Annotated in this window: 15 protein-coding genes and 2 pseudogenes; 5 read left to right on the top strand and 12 right to left on the bottom strand. The window is 64.3% G+C overall.

Features of this window, described 5'->3' with window-relative positions; all coding sequences use genetic code 11:
* Positions 1-251: 251 nt before the first annotated feature.
* The 4 genes and pseudogenes from LPJ38_RS33460 to LPJ38_RS33445 all read left to right on the top strand — a co-directional run.
* Positions 252-634: pseudogene (locus LPJ38_RS33460) on the top strand (ABC transporter permease); the annotation flags it as partial.
* A pseudogene (locus tag LPJ38_RS33455) lies at positions 631-2,320 on the top strand (dipeptide ABC transporter ATP-binding protein). The pseudogenes LPJ38_RS33460 and LPJ38_RS33455, both read left to right, overlap by 4 nt.
* Complete coding sequence (locus LPJ38_RS33450) at positions 2,317-3,609, top strand: ArgE/DapE family deacylase (RefSeq protein ID WP_145638822.1); 1,293 nt, start codon at positions 2,317-2,319, stop codon at positions 3,607-3,609. Before LPJ38_RS33455 ends, LPJ38_RS33450 begins: the two are co-directional and overlap by 4 nt.
* A 93-nt stretch (positions 3,610-3,702) precedes the next feature.
* On the top strand, positions 3,703-4,338 hold the full coding sequence (locus tag LPJ38_RS33445) for a pyridoxamine 5'-phosphate oxidase family protein (RefSeq protein WP_145638820.1): 636 nt from the start codon (positions 3,703-3,705) through the stop codon (positions 4,336-4,338).
* Positions 4,339-4,603: 265 nt separating this feature from the next.
* On the opposite strand, the gene LPJ38_RS33440 is transcribed toward LPJ38_RS33445, so the two are convergent.
* The 12 genes from LPJ38_RS33440 to LPJ38_RS33385 form a co-directional block, all read right to left on the bottom strand.
* Complete coding sequence (locus tag LPJ38_RS33440) at positions 4,604-5,578, bottom strand: tripartite tricarboxylate transporter substrate-binding protein (protein ID WP_145638818.1); 975 nt, start codon at positions 5,576-5,578, stop codon at positions 4,604-4,606.
* Between the two features lie 24 nt (positions 5,579-5,602).
* Positions 5,603-6,319 carry a GntR family transcriptional regulator gene (locus LPJ38_RS33435; RefSeq protein ID WP_145638816.1) on the bottom strand — a complete coding sequence of 239 codons (717 nt, stop codon included), beginning with the start codon at positions 6,317-6,319 and terminating at the stop codon, positions 5,603-5,605.
* 24 nt (positions 6,320-6,343) lie between these two features.
* The gene (locus tag LPJ38_RS33430; RefSeq protein ID WP_145638814.1) at positions 6,344-7,084 is read right to left on the bottom strand and encodes an SDR family oxidoreductase; all 741 of its coding nucleotides are present in this window, start codon (positions 7,082-7,084) and stop codon (positions 6,344-6,346) included.
* Positions 7,085-7,109: 25 nt separating this feature from the next.
* Entirely contained in the window at positions 7,110-7,880 is a 771-nt protein-coding gene (locus LPJ38_RS33425) for an SDR family oxidoreductase (protein ID WP_145638812.1), read from the bottom strand.
* Positions 7,881-7,895: 15 nt separating this feature from the next.
* Positions 7,896-8,276, bottom strand: a complete 381-nt coding sequence (locus LPJ38_RS33420) for a carboxymuconolactone decarboxylase family protein (RefSeq protein WP_008557226.1) — start codon at positions 8,274-8,276, stop codon at positions 7,896-7,898.
* Between the two features lie 52 nt (positions 8,277-8,328).
* Positions 8,329-9,555 (bottom strand): ABC transporter substrate-binding protein, encoded by a 1,227-nt coding sequence (locus tag LPJ38_RS33415; protein WP_145638810.1) that lies wholly within the window; start codon positions 9,553-9,555, stop codon positions 8,329-8,331.
* A gap of 32 nt (positions 9,556-9,587) precedes the next feature.
* Positions 9,588-10,820 carry an ABC transporter substrate-binding protein gene (locus tag LPJ38_RS33410; protein WP_145638808.1) on the bottom strand — a complete coding sequence of 411 codons (1,233 nt, stop codon included), beginning with the start codon at positions 10,818-10,820 and terminating at the stop codon, positions 9,588-9,590.
* A gap of 30 nt (positions 10,821-10,850) precedes the next feature.
* The gene (locus LPJ38_RS33405) at positions 10,851-11,558 is read right to left on the bottom strand and encodes an ABC transporter ATP-binding protein (protein WP_145638806.1); all 708 of its coding nucleotides are present in this window, start codon (positions 11,556-11,558) and stop codon (positions 10,851-10,853) included.
* Positions 11,545-13,317: a branched-chain amino acid ABC transporter ATP-binding protein/permease gene (locus LPJ38_RS33400; protein WP_208750589.1), complete on the bottom strand. Its 1,773-nt coding sequence runs from the start codon at positions 13,315-13,317 to the stop codon at positions 11,545-11,547. The genes LPJ38_RS33405 and LPJ38_RS33400 overlap by 14 nt, the downstream gene beginning before the upstream one ends.
* Before the next feature lie 2 nt (positions 13,318-13,319).
* Positions 13,320-14,255: a branched-chain amino acid ABC transporter permease gene (locus LPJ38_RS33395; protein ID WP_145638803.1), complete on the bottom strand. Its 936-nt coding sequence runs from the start codon at positions 14,253-14,255 to the stop codon at positions 13,320-13,322.
* Between the two features lie 79 nt (positions 14,256-14,334).
* Positions 14,335-15,729, bottom strand: a complete 1,395-nt coding sequence (locus tag LPJ38_RS33390) for an MmgE/PrpD family protein (RefSeq protein ID WP_145638800.1) — start codon at positions 15,727-15,729, stop codon at positions 14,335-14,337.
* A gap of 30 nt (positions 15,730-15,759) precedes the next feature.
* Positions 15,760-16,653, bottom strand: coding sequence for an NAD(P)-dependent oxidoreductase (locus tag LPJ38_RS33385; RefSeq protein ID WP_145638799.1), 894 nt, complete (start codon positions 16,651-16,653; stop codon positions 15,760-15,762).
* Between the two features lie 243 nt (positions 16,654-16,896).
* On the opposite strand from LPJ38_RS33385, the gene LPJ38_RS33380 reads away from it, so the two are divergent.
* A complete protein-coding gene (locus LPJ38_RS33380; protein ID WP_231088481.1) occupies positions 16,897-18,225 on the top strand; it encodes an MmgE/PrpD family protein in 1,329 nt (442 codons plus the stop codon).
* Positions 18,226-18,235 lie beyond the last annotated feature (10 nt).

Here is an 18,235-nt window from a genome sequence, read left to right as displayed (position 1 = left end):
ATGTTCGCTTCTCGTTGCCAATACAGGGAGGGCATTCAGGTCAGCCCATCCATTTTCTCGGAGGCGGCTCCCGAAATGGCGCCCGGCGCATTGTCATTCACCGCAACCACTTGAGTTCGGTTTTCCATTTTATTCCTCGGACCTTCGCGTCGACACAAGCTCGATTTGCCTGATGCAATCCGATGGCGGTCCGCGCACCGCTCCGGTCGGCTTTGCGCGCCTCGATGCCAGTTTCTGGGTGCGCTTGTTTGCTGGCGCGCCTCACGCGTGCAGAATCCTGCGCCTGCGCAACCGCGAATTCGTCGAGGCGGCGCTGTGCCAGGGCGAGGGCACGCTGCGCATCGTGCTCGGCCATATCCTACCCAATGCGATCTCGCCGATCCTGGTCGTGACGTCCTTGACGGTCGCCACCGCCATCTTGTTGGAGAGCGCGCTTTCGTTCATGGGCCTCGGCGACCCGAACCTGATGTCCTGGGGGTTCATGATCGGTGCGGGGCGCACCGTCATTCGCAATGCCTGGTGGATGAGCGTGTTTCCCGGGTTCGCCATTCTCATCACCGTGCTCGCGATTAACCTGTTCGGCGAAGGCCTCTCCGACGTCCTCAATCCCCGTGTTTCGAGGCGCCGGTCGTGAGGGGAGACTTGCAAGCCACGGCCCCCGTGCTTTCGGTCGAGAATCTCTCGATCGCGCTGCCCGAAGGTGGCGATCGGGCCTTCGCGGTCGAGAACGTCTCCTTCGAGGTGAGGCCGAACGAGGTCGTCTGTCTCGTCGGCGAGTCCGGTTCGGGCAAGTCGATGATCGCGCACGCGCTGCTGTCGCTGCTGCCGAAGAGAGTCGCTGTTGCCTCGGGCGCGGTGACGGTCGCAGGCCATAATCCGCTAAAGCTCCACGGGCAGGCGCTGCGCCGCCTGCGCGGGGGTGAAGCTGCGATGATCTTCCAGGAGCCGCTGTCCTCGCTGAATCCGCTCAAGCGCGTCGGTAAGCAGATCGAGGAGATGATCCTCACACATCAGAAGCCGACGCCGTCGGCGAGCAGAGGTGTACGAACGCGTGCAGCCGCTCCTGACGCAGGTGGGACTGCCCAATCCAAAGCTGCTCGAAAGGAGCTATCCGTTCGAGCTGTCCGGCGGCCAACGCCAGCGTGTCATGATCGCGATGGCAATGGCCAACCGGCCTGCGCTGCTGATCGCGGACGAGCCGACCACTGCGCTCGACGTCACCACCCAGCGCCAGATCCTGGGTCTGATCGACGAACTCAGGCGTGACCGCGGCATGGGCGTGCTGCTCATCACGCATGATTTCGGCGTCGTCGCTGATGTTGCAGATCGTGTCGTGGTGCTGCGCCACGGCAAGGTGGTGGAGCAGGGAACGGTCGAGGAAGTCCTGCGCCAGCCCAAGGCCGACTATACGCGCGAACTGATCGACGCGGTGCCGAAGGCTCGCCTCGACCAATTCAGCCGGAAGGCCGTTCATCAGGAGCCTCTGCTCGAGGTGATCGAGCTTCAGAAGACGTTCCGGGTCAAGCGCGGCTTCCTTCAGCCGCCGCGCGAGGTTGTCGCAGCCGACGGCATTTCATTGACGCTCCATGAAGGCGAGACGCTCGCCGTGGTCGGCGAGTCGGGTTCCGGCAAGTCCACCCTTGGCCGCATGATCCTGCGGCTTACGGAACCAGACGCCGGAGCCATTCGCTTCAACGGTCAAGACCTGCGCCAGCTCCGTGGCGAGGCGCTCCGCCAGGCGCGCAAGCAGCTTCAGATCGTGTTCCAGGACCCCTTCGCCAGCCTCGATCCGCGTCAGAAGATCGGCGATGCCATCGCCCGCGGCCCAATGGCCTTTGGCACGTCGCGCGCTGAAGCCATGGAGCAGGCGAAGAAGCTGCTCATGCGGGTCGGCCTCAACGCCGTCGCCGCCGATCGTTACCCTCACGAATTCTCCGGCGGCCAGCGCCAGCGCATCTGCATCGCTCGGGCATTGGCGCTGAGGCCGCGCGTGCTGATTGCTGACGAGGCTGTTTCGGCCCTCGACGTCTCCGTACAGGCGCAGGTGCTGGCGCTGCTCGCCGAGCTGCGGCAAGAGATGAAGCTCGCCATGGTCTTCATCACCCACGATTTGCGCATCGCCGCCGAGATCGCCGACCGCGTCATCGTGCTCCAGAAGGGCCGCATCGTAGAGGAGGGGGCAACCGCCGACGTCTTCACCGCGCCTCGAGCAGCCTATACCCGCGACCTGCTCGATGCAGTTCCGGGGCGCAACATCTTCGACCAGCCGGGCTTTGCGAGCGCGACTGGTGATATTCCGACAGCAAGGATGAGTTCATGACCGACGTTTCGCTTCCCTCCGCCGTTCGCGAACGCATCGAAGCCGCCGTGGATGCCGCCTTCGACAAACAGATCGACACCACAATCGCGTTCACCGCGATTCCAAGCACCCGTGCGGCCGAAGCGCCCTGTCAGGACATGTTCGCAAAGCTGCTGCGCGATCGCGGCTATGAGGTCGACGATTGGGTTATCAATCAGGACGATCTCAAGACACTGCCCGGTTACGGACCCGTCGAGACCGATTTCTCGCGTGCGCGCTCCGTCGTCGGCACCTACCGGCCGGCCAAGGAGGAAGGCCGCTCGCTGATCCTCCAGGGTCATTGCGACGTCGTCCCGGCAGGCCCGCTCGACATGTGGGAGCGGCCGCCGTTTCAGCCGGTGGTCGAGAACGGTTGGCTCTATGGCCGCGGTGCCGGTGACATGAAGTCGGGCACCATCTCGGCGCTCTACGCGCTCGATGCGATCAAGGCGGCGGGCTACAAGCCCAAGGGCCGCATTCACCTGCAGTCAGTGATCGAAGAGGAAAGCACCGGCCTTGGGGCGCTTTCAACCCTTCAGCGCGGCTACCGCGCCGATGCCTGCATCCTGCCCGAGCCGACCGACGAAAAGCTGATGCGCGCCCAGGTCGGCGTGATCTGGTTTCGGCTGAAGGTACGCGGAATACCCGTCCATGTCGCACGCGCCGGTACCGGCTCGAATGCGATCAAGGCCGCCATCCATCTGATCCAGAAGCTGGAAGGTCTCGAAGCCGAATGGAACGAGCGCGCCAAGACGCACCCATCCTTCAAATCGGTCAATCACCCGCTCAATTTCAATCCCGGCATCATCAAGGGCGGGGACTGGGCGTCCAGCGTTCCCGCCTGGTGCGACGTTGATTGCCGCATCGGCGTTCTGCCGGGATGGAAGATTGCCGACGCCCAGGCCGAGATCGTGGACTTTGTCAGCAGGGCGGCGCGCTCGCATCCCTTCCTTGCCAATAACCCGCCGGAGATCGTCTGGTCCGGCTTCCTGTCGCCGGGCTATGAAGCGACGGAGATCCAGGAAAGCGAAGCCGTACTGGCTCCCATCTACGAGCATGTGTTCGGTCGCAAGCTGACTGATTTTTCGTCCACTGCGCTGACCGACGCGCGCTTCTATGGTCTCGACTTCGGCGTTCCAGCGTTTTGCTTCGGCGCAACAATGGAAGGCGCACACGGCTTCAATGAGCGTGTCGACCTCGCATCAGTGAAGCGGGTCACGAAGACGCTTGCACTATTCGTCGCGAGCTGGTGCGGAATCGAGGCGAAGTAGCGCGAGCACCCACCAGGGGAGATGTGCAGCGGTCCTGCAAAAAGATCGTGCTCATAGAACCTGGGGGATGTTCGCCAGACAGGAGGTTCGCAGATGGATAATCAGGGGGCTGGTGGCAGGCCGCCGGTCAAGACCAAAGAGGATCTGCGCGCGCATTTCGGGCAGGTGAACCTGATCGCCGAGAAGAAGGTTCTCCATCATCTCGATAAGTTCTGCCGTGATTTCATCGCGCTGTCCCCCTTCCTCGTTCTCGCGACGAGCGACGGCCACGGTCACGCCGATGCAAGCCCTCGCGGCGACGCACCGGGTTTCGTTGCCGTGCTCGACGACAAGACGCTGCTGATTCCCGACCGGCGCGGCAACAATCGCGTGGACACGTTCGGCAACATCATTGCCTCGGCGGGGATCGGCCTGCTCTTCATGGTGCCCGGAATCAACGAGACCCTGCGGGTCAACGGTCGCGCGGAGATCTCGCAGGATGCCGAGCTGCTGGCGCCGCTCGCGGTGCAGAACGTCGTCCCGATTATAGGGCTCAAAATCCATGTCGAGGAGACCTACTTCCACTGCGGCAAGGCGCTCATGCGCTCGAAACTGTGGAGCCCGGCGACACAGGTCGAGCGCAACAGCTTCCCGACACTCGGCCGGATCATCGCCGAGCAGACCGCCGCCATCGAGACAGAAGTTGCCGAGAAGACGCTGGAAGAAGGGTATCGTACGAGGCTCTACTAAACGACAGGTTCGGCATTGCCATGCCGAGGCGCTATCGACACTGCTGCAGACAACGTGGCCGGCAAAATCAAGGCACGCGTCGCGGTGGTGTGAAGGGGGGAAATCGCCCTCATTGTGGGGGCGCCGCGTGACTACCCTGGAATGACTGTCGATCCTGTCGGAAGCGGTCAATCTCCGTGGACCGATGAACTTTATGGTCGGTCGTCCGCTCAGCGGCTTCTCAGGCTCCTGTGTGATTGATAGCGCCGACATGCTCATCCGGGACTCATTGCGGCGAAATTCCCGCCGCCTTGATGATCTTTCCCCATTTAGCAGTCTCCGCCTCCAGAAAGGCTTGGAGTGCCTCCGGCGTCGCGCGCTCGGGTTCGACCGGCGACATGCTGAGTTCGGCGAAGCGGCTGACCAGCGCGGGATCCTTCAGCGCCGTCTGCAGCGCGCTGACGAGTTGGCCGACCACGGGCTTTGGTGTGCCGCGCGGCGCGTAGAGACCGTACCAGGTCGTCACGTCGAATGCCGGAACACCGGCCTCGGCGGAGGTCGGCACGTCCGGGAGGGTCGCAACCCGCTTCTTGCTGGTGATCGCGTAGCCCTTGATTGTGTTCGATTGAATGTAAGGGGTCGGGCCGGTGGCGGGATCGCAATAGACGTCGATGTGGCCGGCGATCACGTCGTTCAACGCAGGTCCGCCGCCCTTGTAGTAGATCGGCGTCAGCTTGGTGTCGGTGGTGCTCATGAACATCAGGCCGCAGAGCTGTGAGGCCGAGCCGAGACCGACATTGCCGAAGGTGATCTTGTCACCGGAATTGCGAACGGTCGTAACCAGATCGCGGAGATCCTTGGCCGGAAAGTTCGGCCGCGCTACCAGGATCATCGGCACGTCGGTGACAAGTCCGATCGGGGCGAAGTCACCGACGGGATCAAACGGCAGCTTGGCGTAGAGGGCAGGGGCCGTGGCCTGGCCGACATGCATCAGCAGAAGCGTGTAGCCATCAGGGGCCGCCTTGGCGACGCGGTTGGTGCCGAGCGTGCCGCCGGCGCCGACGACATTCTCGATGACGATGGACTGTTTCAGCGTTGCGGTCATGGCGCTGCCGAGGATGCGCGCGATGACGTCGCCGGGGCCGCCGGCGGAGAAGGGCACGATGACCGTGACCGGCCGATTGGGATAGTCATCCGCGATCGCCGCGCCACAGGGAGAGAGCAGGAAAAATAGGATCAGCGATCGTACGAGATACGGCATCGAACACTCCCTGGCGGCATTTTTCTAGTCGTCGGAAGCCGCCGCCTCCTTGGCCGCCGACGATTTTTCGATCATGTCGAGCGCGGCCACCGCAGCCGCATTGATATGGTCCACGCAGCAGCGCTCGGCGAGGTCCGCATCGCCGCTCTGGATTGCGCGCCAGATGGCGGTGACCTCGCGCAAGCTCTTGTTGATCCGCTTCGGTTGCGACATCGAGGTGATCCGCAGCAGCTGGATGCGGTCGTGCAGCGGCTTCAGCGCGCGTTCGATGAAGGCGTTGCGGCAGCCGCCGATTAGCGCGGCGTAAAACTCGGTCTTGGCTTCGAGGCAGCCGACGAGGTCCTGCTTGGCTGCGGCCGCCTTCAGTCGTGTCAGAGCCTCCCCGATCCGGCGAGCCACGTCCGGATCGTGAAGCCTCGCGCATTCGCGGCCGGCAAAGCCTTCGAGCACCGCGCGTGCCGCATAGAGCTGCCGGGCCTCCTCGAGGCTGATCGTGGAAACCACGGGGCCGCGATGGGGGACGGTATTGACCAGCCCGTCGGCTTCCAGCGCGCGCAGCGCTTCCCGGATCGAGGGCCGGCTGACGCCCATCATCTCGCAGAGCTCACGTTCGACCAGACGCTGACCCGGCTTCAGCGTCCCGGACATGATCGCCTCGCGCAGCTTTTGCGCCACCATCGCCCGGACGGTCGGGACGTCCTCGATGCGGAGTGTCGACTGCAAATCGCTACGTCTTTCCATGTCCAGGCCCTGGTTCGGGAAAAGTTAGTACCGGTTTACAGGCAGAATCATCATTTCGGCAATTTGAACATGGGCAGGCTGGTCCAGGGCGAACACGATCGAGCGGGCAATATCGGCCGGCTCGAGCGCCATTCTGAACTGGTCGAAATAGTCCTTTTCCTTCTGCTTGTCGCCGCGGTAGCGGGTCAGGATGATGTTGGTCCGGGTAAGGCCGGGCTGAAGCTCGGTGACCCGAATCGCGGTTTCGGCAAGCTCACCCCTGAGAGTCTCGGTGAACATGTGCACGCCCGCCTTGCTGGTGCTGTAGGCGGCCATATCAGGCACGATACGTACGGCGTTGATCGAGCTGATGTTGACGATATGGCCGGCGTTGCGCTGGACCATATCCGGCAGAATAGCGCGCGTGATGCGCATCAGTCCGATCAGGTTGGTCTGGATGATGTTGGACCAATCGTCGGCAGACCCGGCGTCGAAGCGCGTCCGGCCGCCGATGTCATGTCCGGCATTGTTGATGAGGACATCGACCGGCTTGAAATGACTGGGAATGGCGTCCGGCAGACCATCCACGTCCTTGGGATCGCTGACATCCAGCTGGATCGGAAACACCTTGTCGCCGCCCGTGGCGGCGAGTTCCTGCAGCGCCCCAGCGTCGCGATCGACCAGCACGACGCGGCGGTCGCTGTCCAGCAGCGCCTTGGTGATGGCCCGCCCCATGCCGCCGGCAGCGCCGGTCAGGACGACGGTCTGGCCCGATTGTTCAGTCATGGCAGAACTCCCATTCAAATTGTTCTCATGCGACCGACCAACCGCCGTCGATCGGCAGGCTGGCTCCGGTGATATCGTTCGCGGCGGGACCACAGAGAAAGACGACCATGGCCGCGACGGCGTCCATTCCAACGAAGCGCTGCGTCGGTTGGCGTTCGCCGAGATATTCTCGGGTCACCTCATCGACCGGACGATCGCTGTTGGATGCGCTCGTCGCGATCTTGTTGAGGATTGCCGGCGTGGGCAGCGTGCCGGGGCACAGAGTGTTGCAGGTGATGCCGCTGCGGGCGGTTTCGATGGCCACCGCGCGCGTCAAGCCGAGAATCGCCGTCTTGGTGGTAACGTAATCGATGCGGTCCTCGACCGCGCGGCTCGAATAGATCGAGCCCATGTTGATGATCCGGCCCCAGCCGCGCTGCTTCATGACAGGCAAAGCAAGGCGGATCAGGTGGAACGGCGCTGACAAGTTCACGGCGAGCGCCTGATCCCAGCGATCGGGTGGAAACTGTTCGATGGCCGAGAAATGCCTGACAACTGCGTTGTTGACGAGAATATCGATGGCTCCGCATCGGTCGAGCAGGTCGGCCATCATGGTCTCGATGGCGTCGCGCCGGGCCAGGTCGGCCGCGGCGGGGATGACCTCGACGCCGAAGCGGGTGCGGAGATCGTCCGCGGCCTGCTTCGGCGCAACGAGATCATGAAGGACAATATTCGCCCCCGCGCCGGCCAGGCCCTCGGCCACGGCGAGGCCAAGGCCTGCCGTCGCACCGGTCACGAGCGCCCATTTGTTCTTCATCGCAGCCGCGCTCCGCTACTTCTTATCGAGCTCGGCAAAGACTTCCTTCGCGTTCCGGAACGCGTCCACGCCGGCCGGCACACCGCAATAGATCGCGACCTGCATGAAGACCTCGCGGATCTCCTCGCGGGTTGCGCCGTTGGCGAGCGCGCCGCGGACGTGGGTCTTCAGCTCGTGCGGCCGGTTGAGCGCGCAGAGCATCGCAAGATTGAGGAAGCTGCGAGTCTTCCGCGTTAGGCCTTCGCGCCCCCAGACGTAGCCCCAGCAATACTCCGTGGTGAGATCCTGCATGGGCCGGTTGAAGTCGTCCGCGGATGCGATCGCCTTGTCGACGAACTCGTTGCCGAGCACGCTCTTGCGGATTTCGAGACCGCGGTCGTAGGTCGCCTTGTCCATTCTGTTCTCCGTTTCTCTTTGGGGCGGTTCAGCTCTCAGCTCAGCCCTCACCCTAGCTCTTGGGCCAGAACGGCTTTGCCAGCGCGAGCTCGGGCGGGAACACCGTCACCGGTACGCCGGATTGCCACTGCACGATGGTCATCCCGGCGCCGACGCGGCGGCCCTTCTCGTCGAACTTGATCTCACCGAGCGGGTAATACTTTGAAGGGCCTGCATCCATCGTGCGCAAGGCTTCGCCGACGGCGACCCGGTCGGCCTTGCCGGCCTTCTCCAGCGCGTCCTTAATCACCCACATGTCGCCATAGGTGGAGATCGCGTTCTGCGTCATCCACGGCTCCTTGTCGCGCGTCTTCAATTCCGCGATCAGCGCCTCGTGGCCCTTGGCGCCCCAGCTCGCAACGCAGGTAAGGACCCCCTGGAGCAGTTCGGGACTCACGGTCTGCAGCATGTCCGGCTCGGCGATTGCGATGCCGAATGAGATCGTCGGGATCTTGCCCTGGCCGAGACCGAACTCGTTCATCTTCTCGAGCAGTAGCTTGGCATCGGAGATAACAGTCGGCAGGAAGAAGAGCAGATCGGGCTTGGCCGAGCGGATCCTCTGCACCAGCGATGTCGCGTCCGCCAGCGGCGGAGTGAACGTCTCGTCGACGATCAGTTGCAGTTGGTTCTCTGCCAAGAGGCCTTCGCGCATCGATTTCGCCGAGGCGATCGACGCGGCCGTGTTGTCGGTGAGGATCGCGACCGTCTTCGGCCGTTTGCCCGACGCCGTTTCCGCCAGCTTGATAATCTGCGGCAAGGCCTGACGGGCCTGCGAGCCTGCCGTGGCCGAGGTCTGGAACACGTATTTGAAGCCGCGATCCGTGATCAGGTCAGAGTAGGAGAGGGTGAGGACGGGCAAGTTGGCACGTTCGGTGACCTCGGTCACCGCGAGCGTGAACGACGACAGATAGGCGCCGCTGGCCGCGACCAGATCGCTCTCCTGCGCGACCATGCGCTGGGCCGCGTTCTTGGCCTTCTCGGTGGAGTCGCCGGAATCGAGCACCACGAGCTTCAGCTTGGCGCCGCCAAGCGCCTTGATGCCGCCTTGCGCGTTGATGTGTTCGACCGCCATCTCGGCGCCGTGACGCATCACGGTACCCGGGCGGGCGTACATGCCGGAGATCGGCACTAGGAGTCCGACCCTCACTTCCGCAGGTTGCTGGGCCCAGGCGCGAGACGCGATCAGCGTGCCGGACGCGCCGGCAAGCAGCGTTCGTCGACTTAGCGTAAATTTACTCATGACAATCCTCCTCCCTGAAAAATTGCGCGATGCTATTTCTTCGGCCAGAACGGCTGTGCCTGCGCGAGTTCGGGCGGATAGACGGTGACCGGCACGCCCGATTGCCATTGCACGATGACGACGCCAGCGCCGATCCTGCGGCCCTTCTCGTCGAACTTGAGCTGGCCGCCCGGATAATATTTCGACGGGCCGGCATCCATGGTGCGGAAAGCCTGCGCGACCGCATTGCGGTCGGCCTTGCCGGCCTTCTCCAGGGCTTCCTTCATCAACCACATGTCGCCGTAGGTCGAGATGACATTCTGCGTCATCCAGGGCTCCTTGTATTTGGCCTTCAGTTCGGCGATCAGCGCCTCGTGACCCTTCGAGCCCCAATTCGCGACGATGGTCATGATGCCTTGCACGGTCTCCGGGCTCACGCTCTGAAGCATGTCCGGTTCGGCGATGGTGATGCTGAAGGACACGGTCGGGATCTTGCCCTGGCCAAGACCGAACTCGCTGATCTTCTCCAGCCCGAGCTTGGCGTCCGACACCGCGTTCGGCATGAACAGCAGCAGGTCGGGCTTGGCCGAGCGAACCTTCTGGATCAACGGCGTCGCGTCCGAAAGCGGAGGGGTCCAGACCTCCTCAACGACGAGCTGGAGACCTTCCTGCGCGAACAGTCTTTCCTTCAGCGCCTTGGCGGTGGCGACTGAGGTGGCGGTGTTGTCCATCAACATCGCCACCGTCTTCGGCTTCTTGCCGGACGCATTCTCGGCGAGCTTCATCAACGTCGGCAGGCCGAGCTCGGACTGGCGGCTTGCGGTCGCAGCGGTCTGGAAGATGTATTTGAAGCCGCGATCGGTCAGAAGGTCCGAATAGGACAGCGTCAGCACCGGCAGTTCGGCACGCTCGGTCACCTCGGTGACCGCAAGCGTGAAGGACGACAGGTAGGAGCCGGTCGCGGCGACCAGATCGGGCTCCTGCGCCACCATGCGCTGCGCCGCATTCTTGGCCTTCTCGGTGGTGTCGCCGCAGTCGATAACGACCAGCTTGAGCTTGGCGCCGCCGAGCGCCTTGATGCCGCCCTGCGCATTGATGTGCTCGATGCCCATCTCGGCGCCCATCTTCATCACCTGACCGGGGCGGGTATAGATGCCCGACAGCGGCACGATCAGCCCGACCTTGATCTCGGCCGGTGTCTGCGCGCGTGCCACGCCGGCAAGGCCCACGGCGGCAGCGCCGGACAGCACGGTTCGGCGCGAGAGCCCCTTCGATGTCTTGTTCACTGTGTTCTCTCCTTGTCTTTGTTCTTGTCGTCACATGCCGAGATAGGCCTTGCGCACGCGATCGTCGGCGCGCAGCGTGTTGTTGTTGCCTTCGAGCACGACGTGGCCGGCTTCGAGGACGTAGCCGTGGTCAGCCGATTCCAGCGCTTCCGCGACGCGCTGCTCAACCAGCAGCATGGTCAGGCCGGATTGACGGCGGATCTCGATCAGGCGCTCGAAGATGAAGTCGGCGGTCGAAGGCGCGAGCCCCATCGAGGGCTCGTCGAGCATCAACAACTTCGGCGAGGAGGCGAGGCCGCGGCCGATCGCGAGCATCTGCTGCTGGCCACCGGACATCGTGCCTGCGAACTGGTTGCGGCGTTCCTTCAGCACCGGCAGCCACTCGAAGATGCGCTCGATGTTGCTCTGCCAGTCGCGCCGGCCGCTCTCCGTCATCGCGCCCATTTCCAGGTTCTCCATCACGGTGAGAGACGGGAAGACCTGTCGGCCCTCGGGAACGTGGGCGATGCCGAGATGGGGGCGCTGCGGCGGCGGCACGGCGAGCAGATCGACGCCGTCGAAGGTGATGGCCCCGCCGCTCGGCTTGACGATGCCGGAGATCGTCTTGAAAAGCGTGGTCTTGCCGGCGCCGTTTGGCCCGACGATCGCGACAAACTCGCCGGCGCCGACGTTGATCGAGATGTCGTTCAGGACGGGTTTGGCGGAATAGCCCGCGCTCAATCGCTCAATTCGCAGCATGGCCCACCCATTTCTTGCCGAGATAGGCCTCGATCACGCGATTGTCGCGCGTTACCACTTCCGGCAGGCCTTCGGTGATGACGGCGCCGTGGTCGAGCACGACGAACCTGTCGACCAGGCGGACCATCGCCTGCATCGTGTGCTCGATGATCGCGATGGTCGTGCCATCGCGCGCGAGCTGCTGGATCACGGCGACGACCTCGTCCGCCTCGCCGTGGCCGAGGCCCGCGAGCGTCTCGTCGAGCAGCAGGATGCGCGGCTGGCCGGCAATCGCGCGGGCCAGCTCCATCAGCCGCAGCTCCTTCGTCGAAAGCTCGCCGGCCACGCGGTCGGCAACCGCGGAGAGACCGACGCGGGCGACCGCGTCGGCAGCGAGCTTGCGTGCCTCCTCGTCGGACCGCGCCCGCACATAGGCGCCGACCACGACATTGTCGAGGATCGACATGCGCAGGAACGGCCGCATGACCTGGAAGGTGCGGCCGATGCCGGCCTCGCAGATCACGTGCGGGCGGTGACCGGACATGTTGCGGCCGTCGATCAAGACCTCGCCCTCGCTCGGCTTCAGGAAGCCGTTGAGGAGATTAAACAGCGTCGTCTTGCCGGCGCCGTTGGGTCCAATGATGCCGAGGATCTCGTTCTGGTGCAGCTTGAAGCTGACATTCTGCACGGCCTTGAGACCGCCGAACGAACGCGAGAGGTTCTTGACCTCGAGCATGACCTTGCCGGTGGCCGCACGCTGCTGCGAGGTGGGCTTCAGCGCGGTGACGTTGGCGACCGCTGTTTCGGGGACGTCAGCCGCAGCCGCCTTCGGCGCCATCCGCTTGCGCAGCAGATCGCGCAGCTTCCAGAAGAGGCCCTCCGGCGCCAGCAGAATGACGCAGACGATGGCGAAGCCGAAGATGACGCCCTGGATGCCGGGGAAGCGGTCGCCGGCCTCGGCATGCAGGACCTCGGCGAGCGGAATCAGGATCACCGAGCCAATCACCGGGCCCCAGACCGTGCCGACGCCGCCGAACATGGCGACGGTCAGTGCCTGGGCCGACACCAGCATGCCGAACACCGATTGCGGCGTCACGACCAGCAGCACCTGGGCGTAGAAACCGCCGATCGCTGCGGCGATGGCGCCGCTCAGCGTGATGGCGCGCAGCTTCCAGGCGAGCGTGTTGATGCCGGCCGCCTCGGCCGCGGCCTCGTTCTGCTTGATCGCGAGCAGCGCCATGCCGAAGCGGGAACGCTCGATCACTTGCGTCAGCACGATGGTCGCCAGCATGATTGCGAGCCCCAGCAGCGTGTAGATGTGCGGGTCGGAGAACTGCATGTAGGCGATCGGCGCATTGCGCTTGATAGGAAGCGTCACCTCCTGGAAGCCGAGCCACTCGAACACGTAGAGGATGGCGAGCGGGTAGGCGAGCATCGCCAGGGCGAAGTAATGGCCCTGGAGGCGGAAGGTCGGAAACCCGATCAACAGCCCGGCGATGCCGCCGAGCACGGCGGCGACGGGGATCAGCAGCCAGGGCGAGATGTCGAAGTAGATCTGGCCGAGCGCAGTCGCATAGGCTCCGATGCCAAAGAATGCGGCGTGGCCGAACGAGATCAGTCCGGTGTAGCCACTTAGCAGGTTCCAGGACAGGCCGAACACCGCCCACACCGGCACCAGCGTCAGGATGAGCTGGTAATAGGAGTTGGTGACGCCGAGCGAGAGCGCGGCATAGGCGAGGGTGAACAGCAGGGGCGGCAGAAAGGAACGCATTCGGAGCATCGTCACGTCCTCTCCACCATCCGTCCGAAGAAGCCCTGCGGACGGAAGAAGATGATGAGGAGGAAGACGGCGAAGATCGCGGCGTTCTGCAGCTGCGTCGGCAGGATCAGCGTCGACATCTGCTGCACGAGGCCGATCGTCATGCCGCCCCAGAACGCGCCGATGATGCTGCCCATGCCGCCAAGCACGACGCCCGCATACATGACGATGACGTATTCGAGGCCGACGAACGGGTGGAACGGATAGTTTGTGGCGAGGAGACCACCCGCGATTGCCGTGATGCCGCAGCCGAGCGCGAAGGCGGTGCGGTGCGCGCGGTCGACGTCGATACCCATATAGGTTGCCGCGGTCGGATTGTCGGCGGCCGCCCGGAGCGACTTTCCGATCCGCGTGCGCGTGATCAGCAGCGAAAGCAGGATCATCATGACCAGCGAAACGATCATGTCGATGCTGCGCGCCTTGTTGAGGAAGATGCTCATGTCGAAGAAGGGACCGAGCTCCCAGGCCGAACTCGACAGCGGTGTGCGGATCGAGGCGAGCACCGAGCCGAACACGAGGAGGCCGCCGTTTTGCAGGATCAGCGCGATGCCAAGCGTGAGGATGAGCTGCGCGTAGTGGCCTTCGCCTTCCAGCGAGGCGGTGCGCGTCCCTGAAACGTGCGAGATCAATGCCCGGTGGACGAAGTAGCCGAATACAGCGAGCACGGGGCCGGCTAGCAGGATAGCGACGAACGGACCGACGGCATTGCCAAAGAACGATTGAACGCCGGCGGCGGTGAACAGATAGAAGGCGGTGTACATGCCCAGCATCATGAAATCGCCATGGGCGAAGTTGATGACGCGCATGACGCCGAAGATCAGGCCAAGCCCGACGCACATCAGGCCGTAAACGGCGCCGATCAGAAGGCCCGCGGCGAGCGCTTGCAGAAATCCTTCCATCAGCTTCGCCTCCGCGCGGCTGACGAACCTAAGCGGGTCTCGAAATCGACCATGTTTCCCCCGTACTCTCCGGCACTTCTTATGATGCCGATCGTAAAACCCGTTCCGCCGTGTCCAGGCGGCATTGCGCTGCGATGTCGCCGGAATTGCCGAGCTGCTCGCAGGTCTCGATGAGTTGCTCGAGCCGGTGCGTGCGGTCCTCGCCGAGGACTCCATGAGCGGCAGCGCGGAAGCGCGTGCGAATATCTGATGGCGTTGCGGCGATGACGTCAGGTAGCGCGTGCCGGATGGTCCGACCGCTCCGCAGATGCACGGACACATCAGCGCCCTGCTTGCCGGGGAAGGCGGCGCTGAAGCCGGCATCCGGCTCGAGGTCCGTGACCGAGACCAGGCGGATGATGTCGGCATCATCGAGTTCGGCGTAGTTCTCTTCCTCGATCTCGCCGCGCGTCAGCGTCGCCGCGACGCTGAAGGGAATGCTCATCTTGGCCTGGAGCGCATTGCGGTAGGGCCCCATGGAATCGCAGCCGGGATAGCGAACCGCAGCATCGGGTGCGCGAATGACGACGCGCTCGATCTCATCGGTGCCGGCGAGCTCATGCGAGACGCGGAGCGCGGCCTGGGCGGCGGTCTGCGCGAAATTGCAGGCCGGGACCGGCTTGTTGTAGACCGCCATGATCTCGCACTCTCCGCCAGGGAAGATCGCGATGCTGTCGGGTGCGGCTTGGCGGCGATAGGCGGCGAACAGGCCCGCCTCGCCTTCGAGGATGGTTTCGGAGCCGAAGGCGCCTGCTGCGGCGAGGCCGACTGCCTTGATCGCGTTGCTGGCGGCAAAGCCCGGATGGAAATACATTTCGGAGCCGCCGGCGTGCGGCCACTCGTTCAGCCCGCTGGACGTGTTGGCAGCGATCGCGACGGCGCTGGTCGCTGCGTCTTCGGACAGGCCGAGCGCAAAGCTTCCGGCGAGCGCTGCGCCCAGAGGGGCCACGAGGCCGGTCGGACGATAGAGGCGAGCGAGATCGGAGGTCAGCAACGCGCGGCCGATCCGCGCGCCGGTCTCATAGCCGATGATGGCGGCCGCGAGCAGCGTCGCGCCGGACAGCTGCGACTGTTCCGACAGCGCGAGCAGCGTCGGCCAGATCACCACGCCGTGGTGCGCGATGCTGGCCGCATGCATGTCTTCGCGCACGAGACCGTGGCCCATCACGGCGTTGGCGAACGCCGCGTCGACCGGCGAGGAGAGTTGCGAGGTCCCGATGATGGTTGCGCAGCCGCCGTCGTGAGCGATTTGAACCGCCTGGCGGCTCCAGGGATGCTGGGAGGCCTCGAAGGCGCAGGAGAGGAAGTCCAGCAGACAGAGCTTGGCCTTAGCAACGACTTCGGGCTCGAAATCACCGAGGTCAACAGCAAGTGCGCTACGCGCCATCAGGCGCGTGAGCGATACCTTGCCGGATCCGGTCGGGCCGTTCGTCATTGCAACTCGCTCTCCCAAATGCTCGTGCGCTCAGCCGCGCATCTCGACCCCGGCCCACTCCTCGAGCACCTTGGCGATCGAGGTGAAATCGGATGATGCGCCGTATTTGGCGTTGGTGATCGCCAGCATCTGCCGCACCACCGCGCCGCAGACCATCGGCACGCCCATGGCCTCAGCCTCGTCAACGCAGAGACGGACGTCCTTGTAGGAAAGGCCGGTGGTGAAGCCGAAATCGAAGGTGCCGGGCAGCACCGAGCGGGGGAATTTGTCTTCGGAGGCGCTGTTGCGGCCGCTGCTGGAATTGATGATGTCGATCAGCACCTTGGCGTTGACGCCGCCCTTGACGCCCATGGCGACGGCTTCCGACGTGATCACCAGCGCCGCCGCCGCCATCAGATTGTTGGCGAGCTTGGCCGTCTGCGCCACACCGGGCTTGTCGCCGGTATAGAACAGCTTGCCGAAGTTCTTCAGGATCGGCTGCACGGTCTCGTAGGTCGGCTGCGGGCACGACACCATCACGGCAAGGGTGCCGTTGACTGCGCCCTTGATGCCGCCGCTGACGGGCGCATCGACCAGCGTCATGCCTTTGGCTTTGAGGCCTTCCGCGACGAACTTCGCCGCGCCAGGACCCGAGGTCGAGAGGTCGACCACGATCTTCGCGCGGTTGCCGCTGCTGATGCCGTCCTGGCCGAGCGTCACCGCCTTGACGATATCGGGCGTCGGCAGGCTTGCGAGCACGATGTCGGCGCGGGAGGCGACGTCCGCCGGCGACTGGCCGAGGAGAGCGCCGCGCTTGACCAGCGGCTGCGTTGCGTCGCTCTGCGTGTCGTAGACGACGAGCGAATAGCCCGCGTCCATCAATCGCCCCGCCATGGGGCCGCCCATGCGGCCCGTTCCGATCACGCCGAGCGTTTCTCCCGCCATCGTTCACTCCCTGTCGCGCGGCCCCAAATCGGGCGCGCCATCTTTATCTTGTCGTTGTCTGCCGGCCGGCCTGGACGACCGCCGTCGTTGCGGCAGCGGGGATCCCGCGTCAGCGACTGGATTGTTATGATTGTCAGACAAGCTGTCAAGCATAACATTTGGAGTCGACAGTTTGCCGCGGTTCGGCATAAGGTCCGAGAAAACGAGGAAGCGCCCCGCGTGCCGCAAGTCCAAATTCCAAGCGTGAGCAAGACCCTAGCCGATGTCGTCGCGGCCGCGTCATGGGCGGATGTGGAAGCGCAGAGCCTCGAGGCGCGGCGCTCCATCCTGAATTTCTTCGCAACGGCGCTCGGCTCCGCGCGCGATCCGGTGGTGATGGCTGCGATGCGAACCTTGTCGCCGTTCAGCGGTGCGGCGACTACAACGGTCATCGGTCATTCACAGCAGATGGACGCGATGTGCGCATCGTTCCTCAACGCCGTCTCGGCCAATCTGCTCGATTTCGACGATACGCATCCCGAGACGATCATCCATCCGGCGGCACCGGTCGCAGCGCCCGTGCTGGCGCTTGCGGAGACGCGCAGGCTGTCGGGCCGCGAGGTGCTGACAGCGTTCATCCTCGGAGTGGACATCGAGTGCCGGATCGGCAATGCCGTCTCGCCGCGCCACTATGCGCGCGGCTGGCACATCACCTCGACCTGCGGCATTTTTGGCGCCGCGGCGGCTTGTGCAAGACTACTTGGCCTGCCCGCGGAGGGGATTGCCAACGCCATCGGCCTTGCCGCAAGCCAGTCTGCGGGCAATGTCGAGAACCTGCCGAGCGCCGCCAAGAATGTCAGCGTGGGCAACGCAGCGCGCAACGGATTGTTCGCTGCATTGCTGGCGCAGCAGGGCTATGAGGCGGCCCCGCGCGCCATTGAAGGTCCGCTCGGCTGGGCCCGTACCATGGGTGATGAGCTGGATGTTGCTCGCCTGCTGGATGGCCTCGGCAAGACCTGGGAGATCGCCAAGAATACCTACAAGCCTTATCCTGCCGGCATCGTCTTCCATTCGGTCATCGATGCCTGTCTGAGATTGCGGGAGCAGATCGGCCGGCGGCTCGACCAGATTGACGCCGTGACCGTGGAGGGCTCGGCGCTGCTGCTTGCCCGCGGCGATCGCCCGGTCAACAACGCGCGCGATGCGCGCGTCAGTATCCATCATTGTGTGGCATGTGGTTTGCTGGTCGGCAAGGCCGGGGTCGCTGAATTCGCCCGCGAGACGGTGGTCCGGCCCGAGATCGCGCAGCTGCGGCAGAAGGTGAGGGCGGAGCGCGATGACCAGATGCCCGATGGCGCCGCGCGGGTCGCCGTGCGTCTATCGTCCGGTGAAGTCATCATCGAGACTGTCATCTCGCCGCGCGGCAGCCGGGCCGCTCCGCTCGCAGACCGCGATCTGGAAGCCAAGCTGCGCGAGGGCGTGCGGACCGGACAAAGCGACTGGAGCGCGGACCGCGTCATCGACGCGGTCCGGCGGCTCGACACGGTGGATGACATCGCCGAGCTCCTGGAATCGCTGCGACCGCCGCGATAGCGCTGGACAA

Source organism: Bradyrhizobium daqingense (assembly GCF_021044685.1).
Lineage (GTDB): Bacteria > Pseudomonadota > Alphaproteobacteria > Rhizobiales > Xanthobacteraceae > Bradyrhizobium > Bradyrhizobium daqingense.
The sequence above is the reverse complement of the archived record's forward strand: the minus strand, read 5'-3'. Positions and strand labels throughout refer to the sequence as shown.